The following is a 10,165-nucleotide window of genomic DNA, read 5'->3' on the forward strand; positions in this document are numbered from 1 at the left end:
AACAGGCAGGGACATGAGCTCCAACGAAATGACCGGCGGCGAGGCGCTCGCCCGGATGTTCCAGGCCTATCGGGGCGGACCGATGTTCGGGATGGGCGGGTTCCAGCTCCTGCCCTTCTACGATGCGGCCCGCCGGCTCGGGCTCGATCATCACCTCATCAACGACGAGCGCGCCGGCATCTTCGCGGCGGACGCCTATGCCAAGGTGTCGGGGCGGGTCGGGCTCGCCGACGCGACGCTCGGGCCGGGCGCCACCAACCTCGTCACCGGTCTCGTCGAGGCGCTGAATGCCGGCACGCCGATGGTGGTGCTGGTCGGCGATTCGCACCGGCTCCATTCCTGGAAGAACATGACCCAGGAATCGCGTCAGACCGAGATCTTGCGGCCCGCCTGCAAGGAGCTGATCCGGGTCGAGATGATCGAGCGGATCCCGGAGCTGATGCGGCGGGCCTTCCTGGTCGCGACCTCCGGACGGCCGGGCCCGGTCGTGATCGACGTGCCCGAGGATATCTGCCACGCCACCTTCCCGTTCGAGGATCGCGACCTCACGGCCGATCCGGCCTACGAGGCCGCTCCCGCGATCCGGTGCCGGCCCGAGCGGGCGGCGCTCGCGGAGGCGGCGGCGCGGCTGCGCGCGGCCAAGCGGCCCATCATTATGGCGGGCGGCGGCGTGCATCTCTCCGGCGCGGCCGAGGCGCTGACCGGTTTCGCGCGCGACGCGCAAATCCCGGTCGCCCATACCATGACCGGCAAGGGCGCCGTGCCCTGCACCGATCCGGTCAGCGCCGGCCTCTTTGGCCGCTACGACCGGATCGCGAACGGCCTCATCGAGGAGAGCGACTGCCTTCTTGTCATCGGCTGCAAGCTCGGCGAGATCGCGACCAAGCGCTACACCGTGCCGCCGCGCGGCAAGGCGCTGATCCATCTCGACATCGTGGCCGAGGAATTCGGCCGTACCCTACGGCCGGGCGTCACTCTCTGGGGAGATGCGCGGGCCGGGATCGAGGATTTGCACGAGGCGCTCGGCACCGCATCCGGGGCAGACGAGCGGCGCCACTACATCGCCGAGGTCGGGCGCCGGATGGCGGCTTGGCAGGAGAGCGCGAAGGAGCGCTACACCTCGGAGGAGGTGCCCGTCGCGATGGGCCGGCTGATGGGCGAGCTGAACCGGCTCATGCCGGCCGACGGCATCCTGATCGCCGATGGCGGCTTCGCGGCCCATTGGGGCGGGCTCATGTACGACACGAAACAGGCCGGACGCGGTTTCGTGCCGGATCGCGGCTTCGCGTCGATCGGCTACGGCCTGCCCGGCGCGATGGGGGCCGCCCTCGCGGCGGAGGGCCGGCAGGTCGTCAGCCTCACCGGCGACGGCGGTTTCAACATGATGCTGGGCGAACTCGAAACCGCGCGCCGCATGAACCTGTCCTTCGCGATCGTGGTCGTGAACAACGCCGCCTCCGGCTACGTCAAGGCGCTGCAGCACCTGATGTACGGGCCGGGCGCCTACCACGCCTCCGACCTTGCCGAGACGAATTACGCGACCGTCGCCGAGGCGCTCGGCTGCACCGGCATCCGGGTCGAGCGGCCGGAGGAGGTCGGGCCGGCCTTCCAGAAGGCCTTCGCCACCAAGGGGCCGGTCGTGATCGACGTGGTCGTGACCCGCGATCCCGCCAAGATGCTGCCGGCCGCCGACAACCGCGCCGTCCAGGTCAGGAAGGGCGACCGGGTCGCCTGATGGTCCGGGCCGGCTCGGCCAGAGTCGTGCCCTTCAGTGCCCCCGGCGCGTGCCGGATGGGACAGGGCTGAACCAAGCCAGTCCGGCGGGAGTTCACAGACATTCCCGAGCGCCAGGACGGTTCCGCATGCTCAAAGCCGTGATCTTCGACGTGGACGGCACCCTCATCGACACGAACGACCTGCATGCCGCCGCATGGGTGGAGGCCTTTCGGCATTTCGGGATCGAAGTCCCCTATGAGGATGTCCGCCGGCAGATGGGGAAAGGCGGCGACCAGCTGATGCCCGTCTTCCTCGATCCGGCAGTCCTGGAGCGGGACGGCGAGAAGATCGAGACTTTCAGGACCGACCTCTTCAAGCGTGAATACCTGTCGAAGGCTCGCGCCTTCCCGCAGGTGCGCGCGCTGTTCGAGCGGGTGAAATCCGCGGGCCAGACCAGCGTGCTGGCGACCTCCGGCAAGCGGGAGGAGGTCGACCGGCACATGACGACGGCGGAGATCACCGACCTCGTGGACGAGTCGACCACGTCGGAAGACGCCGAGAGTTCGAAGCCCAAGCCCGACATCTTCCAGTCGGCGCTGAAGCGCATCGCGCCGATCACGGCGGATGAGGCGATCGTCGTCGGCGACACGCCCTACGATGCCGAGGCGGCCGGCAAGGCTGGCCTGCGCACGATCGGGCTTCTCTGCGGGGGCTTCAGCGAGGAGGATCTCAGGGGCGCCGGCTGCATCGCGATCTACGCCGATCCCGCGGCCCTTCTCCGCGACTACGACCGGTCGCCGCTCGCGGCCGATTGAAGAGCAGCCTGCGCGCGACCTGCAGACGCGCAAGCCGATCCACGGTCAGCCGGTCAGGATGGCCCAGCCGTGAGGTGGCAGTCGGACCCGCGCGTGCTGGCCCGACCCATGGACCTCGCCGTCCCCGGCGAGGGGCGTGGCAGCTCCCGGCGCGGGACAGTCGGACGGGCCGTCACCCAAATTCAGTGCGAGCAGGACGAGTTCCGCACCCTCTCCGCTCGCCAGCACCATCTCGCCGTTGGTGAGGTGGACCTTTCGGGTCTTCGCGCGTGACAGCCAGGGACGGGAGCGGCGGAGGCCGGTCAGTTGCTGATGGAGCCGGAAGATCGGCCAGCCCTCAGGCGCAAGGTCGGCCGGACCGGGCGGAAAAGCCGGCCTGATCGCATCGTCTCCACCCGCACGATGCTCCTTGATCGCCTGGAAGCCCTGCTCGTCGCCGGCATAGATCGATGGCGTGCCGGCAAAGGTGAACAGGATCGCGAGCGCGTGCGGGAGGTGGCGCGGGTCGGTCAGCTGGCTCGCGATCCGGGTAACGTCGTGGTTGCCCAGGAATGTGAGCGGCACGAAGCCGTCGAGAAAGCCGTTATGGCGCTCGAGCGCCCAGGCGAGCTCGTGCAGGTTGCGGTCGTTCAACCCGCTCCAGATCGCCTTCCAGAGTTCATACTGGGTCACGGCATCCATGCCGGTCTCGCGCACCGCGCCGACGTAATCCCCGTGGATCATCTCGCCGACGATATAGGCTGCCGGGTGGCGGGCCCTCACCCGCGGCAGGACCGTGGCCCAGAACCGGCGCGGCACGGCATAGGCGGCGTCGAGCCGCCACCCGTCCGCGCCGCGATCCAGCCAATGGCCCATGACGTCGGCCACGTGATCGGCGACCGCCGGCGCATCGTGGTTCAGGGTGACGAGCTGGCGATGGCCCTCGAAACACTGGTAATCCGGCTTCGTGCCGACGGCCGCGCCGGCCGGCCAGGACAGGCGGAAAAAGGAGGCCCATTCGGCCGACGGCCCCTCGCGCAGCACCGCCTGGAAGGCCGGGTGCTCGCGGCCGACATGATTGAAGACGCCGTCGAGCAGCACGCGCAGGCCGCGCGCCTTCGCGGCCACGATGAGGGCGTCGAAATCGGCGTCATCTCCGAGCCGCGGGTCGATGCGGTGATGGTCGATCGTGTCGTAGCCGTGCGTCGAGGCGGCAAAGATCGGCCCGAGCGCGAGGCCGGTCGCGCCGAGTTCGACCGCGTAATCGAGCCAGGGATGCAGCTGAGTCAGGCGATGCGCGATCGGCCTGCCGGCGGTCGATTGCGGCTCGGCCCCGACGAAGCCGAGCGGAAAGACGTGCCACCAGATGGCGTCTTGGCTCCAATGTGGCACCCGTTCCCCTCAGCAGGTTGCGCCGGACTTCCGCGTTGCCCCAGCAGGACGCCGCCGGGCGCAGACGTCCGGCTTCGTCACGAACCGAGTCGCAGGGCGCGCATTTCGTTCCATTCGCCGCTCTCTCGGCTTGCCGCGAGGCTGGACCGGCATCAGATCGGCACGACAGCGTGGGAGACGGTCACATGCCATCGGTTCGGGACAAAAAACGGGAAGACGGCCGTCCCTCCGGAGGCTCCGGCGATGGGCGCGAGAGCGCCTCGCCGTACAGCCGTCGCCAAAGGTCGGGCTACGGCCTCGTCCTCCTCATCGGGCTCCTGGTCGTAGGGGCGTTCCTCGCCTACGGCGCCTTTCACCGCGGCGAGGTTCCCTCCTCCGGCCCTCCCCAGCCGACGGCCGGCTCGACCCGCTAGCCGCGCGCAAGCCAGTTCCCAAGCGGCGCATTCTGTTGACGGTACGTCGCAGCACAGTTGTGAGGGGTGTCCCGAGGCGCCGAAACTGTTACTCGTCTTGGCTCCACGCGCCTCCGAATCGTCGAGCGGATCCAAGGTTTCATTCCGGAACAGGCGAGTTCAACGTTACCGAGAGGGCCGGCAGACGCCGGTGGCCTCCCGCTCAGAGGATGCCTTGTCGACATTCCGGATCCAGTACGGTGCGTTGCCCTACACGTTTGTCGAAGGCCAGGCGGTCGTGCTCCTCGCCACATCCCGCGACACACGACGGTGGATCATCCCGAAGGGCTGGCCGATGAAAGGCAAGTCCCCGCACCAGACGGCTGCCCGCGAGGCCTTCGAGGAGGCCGGCATCAAGGGAGACATCGGCCGCATTCCGGTCGGCAGCTACGAATACGGTAAGCGCCTGCGCGACGGGGCCGTGGTCTTGTGCCGGGTGGAGGTGTTCCCGCTGCGCGTCACGGAGCAGCGCCGGCGCTGGCCTGAATATCACCAGCGCGAGACGGCCTGGTTCTCACTCGAGGATGCCGCGTCCTCCGTGCAGGAGGGCGATCTCGCGGCGCTGATCCTCGGTTTCCGGACGACGCTCGCCGAAGCGGCGTGATCGAACCCGCCCCGCTATTGCGGCGGCGTCCCGTTCAGCGCCAGGGCCTCTCCGGCGAGGTAGAGCGAGCCGCAGATCAGGATGCGGGGAGGGCGTTCGAAGACGGTCGCGTCGATGCCGTCGAGCGCTGCCTCGATGCCGGATGCGACCGAGGCCCGGAACCCGGCTGCCGCCGCCGCCCGCGCAAAACCCTCGGGTGGGGTCGCGGCCACCTGCGACGAGATCGGGACGGCCACCACTTCGCGCGCGAGTCCGGCGAAATTCGCGAGGTATCCGGCCGCGTCCTTGGTGGCCAGCATGCCGGCGACGAGGACGAGCGGCGCCGGAGACCTCTCCTCCAGGTCGGCCATGGCGGCCGCGACCGCCCGGCCGCCGTCGCGATTGTGACCCCCGTCGAGCCAGAGGTCGGCGCCCTCGGGCGCGATCAGGGCGAGGCGGCCTCGCGTGAGGTGCTGCAGGCGGCCCGGCCAATCCGCCCCCGTGATGCCGCGCTCGTAGACGCCCGCCTCGAGATCGCCGAACCCGGCCGCCTTCACGGCCGCGATCGCCGCGCCGGCATTCACGAGTTGGTGCCGCCCCGCGAGCCGCGGCAGCGGCAGGTCGAGGAGGCCGGTCTCGTCCTGGTAGACGAGCCGTCCGCCTTCCGACATCACCGAGAAATCCTGCCCCCCGATGACGATGGGCCTGGCGCCCGACCGGTCCGCGAGCGCCTCCAGCGCCCAGTCCGCCTCGGGATGATCCTGGGCCGCGATCACGACGGGGCAGCCGCGTTTCATGATCCCGGCCTTCTCGGCCGCGATGGCGGAGAGCGTGGTCCCGAGATGCTCGGCATGGTCGTGGCCGATCGGCGTGATCACGGACGCGGCCGGAGATCCGACGACATTCGTCGCGTCCACGCGCCCGCCGAGCCCGACCTCCAGCAGCATGACGTCGGCCGGAGCCTCTGCGAAGAGATCGAAGGCGGCGGCCGTGGTGATCTCGAAGACGGTGATCGGCTGGCCCGCATTCACCTCCACGGCCCGCGACAGGGCGCCAGCCAGGCGCGCCTCGTCGACGAAGACGCCACCCCCGACCGCACCCAGCCGGATGCGTTCATGGAACCGCACGAGATGCGGGGAGGTGTAGACGTGGACCCGCAATCCCGCCTCTTCGAGGATCGCCCGCATGAAGGCGATGGTCGAACCCTTTCCGTTCGTCCCCGCGACATGGATCACCGGCGGAAGGCGGCGCTCCGGGTGATGCAGGCGGGCGAGCAGGCGCTGGATGCGTTCGAGCGAGAGGTCGATCAGCTTCGGATGCAGCGCGAGGCAGCGTGCGATGATCGCGTCCGAGGGCTCCATCTCGGCCCGGACGGGGCCGCTCAAGCGGCCGGTCGGAGGTTCGACGGCTCGGCTTCGGATGGAATGGCCTCGACGGACGCGGGCTTTTCCTTGGTCAGAAGGCGGCACAGGCGGGCGATCGTGTCCTTCATCTCGCTCCGGTGCACCACGATATCGACCATGCCGTGAGCCCTCAGATATTCGGCACGCTGGAACCCCGCCGGAAGCTTTTCCCGGATCGTCTGCTCGATCACGCGGGGGCCCGCGAAGCCGATCAGGGCTCCGGGCTCGGCGAGGTGGATGTCGCCCAGCATGGCATAGGACGCCGTGACGCCTCCGGTCGTCGGGTTGGTCAGGACGACGATGTAGGGCAGCCGCGCCTCGTTCAGGCGCCGGACCGCGACCGTGGTGCGGGGCATCTGCATCAGGGAGAAGATCCCCTCCTGCATGCGGGCCCCGCCCGATGCCGCGAACAGGACGAAGGGCGTGCGCTTGTCCAAAGCCGTCGCAACCCCTTTCAGAAAGGCCTCGCCGGCCGCCATGCCGAGGGACCCGCCCATGAAGGCGAAATCCTGCGCGGCGATCGTCATGGGCGTGCCGACGACGCGGCCGAACCCGACCTTGAAGGCGTCCCTGGCTCCGGTCTTGGTGCGGGCATCCTTCAGGCGGTCGGCGTATTTCTTCTCGTCCCGGAACTTGAGCGGATCGGTCGCGACGTCGGGAAGGGGCACGTCGAGCCAGGTGCCCCCGTCGAACATCATCTTGAGCCGCTGCGTCGCGTTCATGCGCAGGTGATGGTCGGAGCCGGGGATGACCCAAAGATTGGCCTCGACGTCCTTCTGGAACACCATCTGGCCCGTGTCCGGGCATTTGATCCAGAGATTCTCGGGCGTCTCACGCTTGAACAGCGTCTTGATCCGCGGCCGGACGACTTCGCTCACCCAGTTCATGCCGAAATCCTTGCGGGCCGAGAGAGCGGCTTCACGCCCGCACGTCCTCGAGAACCGTCACGCGAAGCTCGAGCCGTGACACCTGATCGTCGAAGCTCGCCATGGTCCGTTCCACCAGGGTGGCCTGGCCGATGACGCCTTTCAGTGCCTTGGTGCCGTTCAGGTGCATGGCGTCGAGACGCTTCTCCATCCTGTCCAGCCGCTCCGTCACCCGAACTTCGGTCGCGCGAGCTTCCTCACGCGCCTCGGGGATCTCGGCACGCAGCTCGCGCAAGAGGACCAGGATCATGTTTTCAGGATCGACCATGCCACAAGATACGCCTGCCGAGGCCCGACTTCCAGTGCAGGTCCGGGCTCCGTCGGCGTGTAGGAGATCGTCTCACTCGGTCAGCTTGATCCCGGCCTCGCGCAGGACCCTCGACCATTTCGTCTCGTCCCGGTCGATGTCGGCCGCATATTCCTCGGGAGAGCTCGGGAGCGGCTCGGCGCCGTCAAAGGCGAGACGCTTCCCCACCTCCGGCGTCGCGATCGCATCGCGGAGCGCCTTGTTCAGCTTTTCGATGATGGGCTTCGGCGTTCCGGGCGGAGCGAGAAGGCCATAATGCAGCACGGCCTCATAGCCCGGCAGCGTTTCGGCGAGCGTCGGCACCTCCGGCATCAGGGCCGAGCGCGTCCGGCTCGTGATCGCGAGAGCCTGGAGGGTGCCGGCCTCGACCTGGCCGTGCACGGCCGGAATCGGCGTGAACGACATCGGGATATGGCCGCCCACGAGATCGTTCAGGACAGGGCCTGAGCCGCGATAGGGGACGTGGATGAGCTTGATGCCGGCCATCGCGGTGAAGAGTTCGCCCGCGATATGGGTCACGGTCCCGATGCCCGCCGAACCGAAATTGATGCTGCCGGGCTTCTCCTTCGCCCGGGCGATCAGCTCCGCCACGGATTTGACCCCGAGGCTCGGATGGACGGCGAGGATGGCCGGCGCCGAGCCGATGAGGCCGATCGGAGCGAAATCCTTGCGCGGGTCGAACCCGGCATTGGCGTAGAGGCTCGGTCCGATCGCGATCGTGCCGGAATAGCCGAGCAGCAGCGTGTAGCCGTCCGGCGCCGCGCGCGTAAAACCCTTGGCCGCGATGGTGCCGCCCGCGCCCGGCCGGTTGTCCACGATGACTTGCTGGCCGAGAAGCTGCCCCATCGTCTCGGCCACCGTCCGGGCCACCACGCTCGTGCTGCCACCCGGCGGGAACGGCACGACGAGGGTGATCGGGCGGGCAGGATAGCCCTGGGACGAAGCGACCGTCGGCACGGCTGCCGCCAGTAGCGCGGCCATACCGGCAAGGAGGACGAGGCGCGTCGTCGTCATGATAACCCCTCCGGGCTAGCCCCACGCAAGATAGGCATCTCCGGACAGCATTTCACGCCCTGGGTCGCGTTGGCCTTCGGTCAGTATGTCGCCCGGCCGCCCGAGAGATCGAAAGCGGCGCCCGTCGTGAAGGAATTCTCGGACGAGCAGAGCCAGGCCACCATCGCGGCGACCTCGCGCGTTTCCACGAACCGGCCCCGCGGGATCTTCGACAACATGAACTCGACATGCTCCGGCGTCATCTGGTCGAAGATCCGGGTGCGGGCGGCCGCGGGCGTGACCGTGTTCACGGCGATGTCGTGGCCGGCGAGTTCCTTGCCGAGAGATTTCGTGAGCGAGATGACCGCCGCCTTTGAAGCGGAATAGGCCGAGGCGTTCGGGTTGCCCTCCTTCCCGGCCACCGACGCGATCGTGACGATGCGGCCGTAGCCCTGCGTGATCATCGACGGGATCACGGCCCGGCAGCAATGGAAGGTGCCGTCGACGTTGATCTTCATGATCCGCTGCCAGTCGGCGAGCGGATAATTCCAGGTCTGCGTGTTCGGACCCGCGATGCCCGCGCAGCTCACCAGGATGTCGATCGGGCCGTGGGCGGCTTCGGCCTCGCGTGCCGCCTGCATCACGCCCTCGGCATCGGTGACGTCGACTTCGCGGCCGGAGACGGTGGATCCGACCGAGGCCGCCGTCTCCCTCGCGAGTTCGCCGTCGAGGTCCCAGATCTCGACCGTGGCGCCGCTCGCCGCGAAACGCTCGACGATCGCCCGGCCGATGCCCTGCGCGCCGCCGGTGACCACGGCGACATGCCCGTTCAGGTCGATCTGGTTCACATTGTCCTCCCTTATGATTGGGGCGAACATAGCGAGCCCGAGGCCGGGCGCCACCCGGCTTGCGCGACAAAGCCCTCGTCGAATGCGCACTGCGAGTTGAAGCAGCCCTGCTTGTCACGTAGCCCTCCGGCGCCAAACAGGCTGCCGGAGCTCCCATGATCCATCGCGCAAGGACCGCGCTCGCCGTTTTTCTCGCGGTCGCGCCCTCGCCTGTGCTCGCGGCCGGCCTCGACGGCGCCTCGCTCGGGCTCGCCTGGGCGCTGCCCTTCGTCGGTATTCTCCTGTCGATCGCGATCCTGCCGCAGGTCGCGTCCCACCATTGGGAACGCTGGATGGGGGCGATCGCGGCGTTCTGGGCGCTCGCCGTCCTCGTGCCGCTGGCGATCGTGAGCGGGCCGGGTGCGGCCTTCGAGGCGGCCCTGCATGTGACGCTCCTCGAATACATGCCCTTCGTGCTGCTCCTGTTCGCGCTCTACACCATCGCGGGCGGGATCGTGGTCCAGGGAAACCTTCACGGCTCGCCGATGCTGAATACCGGCTTCCTCCTGTTCGGGACCGTGCTGGCGAGCCTCATCGGCACGACGGGCGCGTCGATGGTGCTGATCCGGCCCTTGATTCGGGCCAACGACGAGCGGCGTCACAACGTGCATGTCGTGGTCTTCTTCATCTTCCTCGTCTCGAATATCGGCGGCTCGCTGACCCCCCTCGGCGACCCGCCGCTCTTCCTCGGCTTCCTGCGCGGCGTCGACTT

General features: G+C 68.6%; 11 protein-coding genes. 5 read left to right on the top strand and 6 right to left on the bottom strand.

All coding sequences use genetic code 11. The features are described 5' to 3' along the window. Positions 1–13 precede the first annotated feature (13 nt). Together ACFE87_RS13490 and ACFE87_RS13495 are read left to right on the top strand one after the other, a co-directional pair. Positions 14–1,735 (top strand): thiamine pyrophosphate-binding protein, encoded by a 1,722-nt coding sequence (locus tag ACFE87_RS13490; RefSeq protein WP_375460158.1) that lies wholly within the window; start codon positions 14–16, stop codon positions 1,733–1,735. A 127-nt stretch (positions 1,736–1,862) separates the two neighbouring features. Continuing rightward, the gene (locus ACFE87_RS13495) at positions 1,863–2,531 is read left to right on the top strand and encodes an HAD family hydrolase (protein ID WP_375460159.1); all 669 of its coding nucleotides are present in this window, start codon (positions 1,863–1,865) and stop codon (positions 2,529–2,531) included. Positions 2,532–2,576: 45 nt separating this feature from the next. On the opposite strand, the gene ACFE87_RS13500 is transcribed toward ACFE87_RS13495, so the two are convergent. Continuing rightward, positions 2,577–3,902: an alpha-amylase family protein gene (locus tag ACFE87_RS13500; protein WP_375460160.1), complete on the bottom strand. Its 1,326-nt coding sequence runs from the start codon at positions 3,900–3,902 to the stop codon at positions 2,577–2,579. Positions 3,903–4,087: 185 nt separating this feature from the next. Between ACFE87_RS13500 and ACFE87_RS13505 the strand changes: the two genes are divergently transcribed. Continuing rightward, positions 4,088–4,315: a hypothetical protein gene (locus ACFE87_RS13505; protein ID WP_375460161.1), complete on the top strand. Its 228-nt coding sequence runs from the start codon at positions 4,088–4,090 to the stop codon at positions 4,313–4,315. A 214-nt stretch (positions 4,316–4,529) separates the two neighbouring features. Continuing rightward, positions 4,530–4,958 (top strand): NUDIX hydrolase, encoded by a 429-nt coding sequence (locus tag ACFE87_RS13510; RefSeq protein WP_375460162.1) that lies wholly within the window; start codon positions 4,530–4,532, stop codon positions 4,956–4,958. Positions 4,959–4,972: 14 nt separating this feature from the next. On the opposite strand, the gene ACFE87_RS13515 is transcribed toward ACFE87_RS13510, so the two are convergent. The 5 genes from ACFE87_RS13515 to ACFE87_RS13535 form a co-directional block, all read right to left on the bottom strand. Then, positions 4,973–6,298: a bifunctional folylpolyglutamate synthase/dihydrofolate synthase gene (locus ACFE87_RS13515; protein WP_375460169.1), complete on the bottom strand. Its 1,326-nt coding sequence runs from the start codon at positions 6,296–6,298 to the stop codon at positions 4,973–4,975. A gap of 20 nt (positions 6,299–6,318) precedes the next feature. After that, positions 6,319–7,227 carry an acetyl-CoA carboxylase, carboxyltransferase subunit beta gene (gene accD / locus ACFE87_RS13520; protein ID WP_375460163.1) on the bottom strand — a complete coding sequence of 303 codons (909 nt, stop codon included), beginning with the start codon at positions 7,225–7,227 and terminating at the stop codon, positions 6,319–6,321. A 31-nt stretch (positions 7,228–7,258) separates the two neighbouring features. After that, a complete protein-coding gene (locus ACFE87_RS13525) occupies positions 7,259–7,534 on the bottom strand; it encodes a hypothetical protein (RefSeq protein WP_375460164.1) in 276 nt (91 codons plus the stop codon). Positions 7,535–7,606: 72 nt separating this feature from the next. Continuing rightward, positions 7,607–8,587: a Bug family tripartite tricarboxylate transporter substrate binding protein gene (locus ACFE87_RS13530; protein WP_375460165.1), complete on the bottom strand. Its 981-nt coding sequence runs from the start codon at positions 8,585–8,587 to the stop codon at positions 7,607–7,609. 80 nt (positions 8,588–8,667) lie between these two features. Further along, complete coding sequence (locus tag ACFE87_RS13535; protein WP_375460166.1) at positions 8,668–9,414, bottom strand: SDR family NAD(P)-dependent oxidoreductase; 747 nt, start codon at positions 9,412–9,414, stop codon at positions 8,668–8,670. 155 nt (positions 9,415–9,569) lie between these two features. On the opposite strand from ACFE87_RS13535, the gene ACFE87_RS13540 reads away from it, so the two are divergent. Next, on the top strand, positions 9,570–10,165 hold a 596-nt coding region (locus ACFE87_RS13540; RefSeq protein ID WP_375460167.1), incomplete at its 3' end, for a sodium:proton antiporter.

The organism is uncultured Enterovirga sp., from assembly GCF_964242715.1.
In the GTDB taxonomy this organism is placed as follows: Bacteria; Pseudomonadota; Alphaproteobacteria; order Rhizobiales; family Beijerinckiaceae; genus Enterovirga.

Excerpts from the sequence above, each read along its gene's own strand:
- ACFE87_RS13490 (WP_375460158.1), top strand. The coding sequence starts at position 14 with ATGAGCTCCAACGAAATGACCGGCGGCGAGGCGCTCGCCCGGATGTTC.
- ACFE87_RS13495 (WP_375460159.1), top strand. The coding sequence starts at position 1,863 with ATGCTCAAAGCCGTGATCTTCGACGTGGACGGCACCCTCATCGACACG.
- ACFE87_RS13505 (WP_375460161.1), top strand. The coding sequence starts at position 4,088 with ATGCCATCGGTTCGGGACAAAAAACGGGAAGACGGCCGTCCCTCCGGA.
- ACFE87_RS13515 (WP_375460169.1), bottom strand. The coding sequence starts at position 6,298 with ATGGAGCCCTCGGACGCGATCATCGCACGCTGCCTCGCGCTGCATCCG.
- accD (WP_375460163.1), bottom strand. The coding sequence starts at position 7,227 with ATGAACTGGGTGAGCGAAGTCGTCCGGCCGCGGATCAAGACGCTGTTC.
- ACFE87_RS13525 (WP_375460164.1), bottom strand. The coding sequence starts at position 7,534 with ATGGTCGATCCTGAAAACATGATCCTGGTCCTCTTGCGCGAGCTGCGT.
- ACFE87_RS13530 (WP_375460165.1), bottom strand. The coding sequence starts at position 8,587 with ATGACGACGACGCGCCTCGTCCTCCTTGCCGGTATGGCCGCGCTACTG.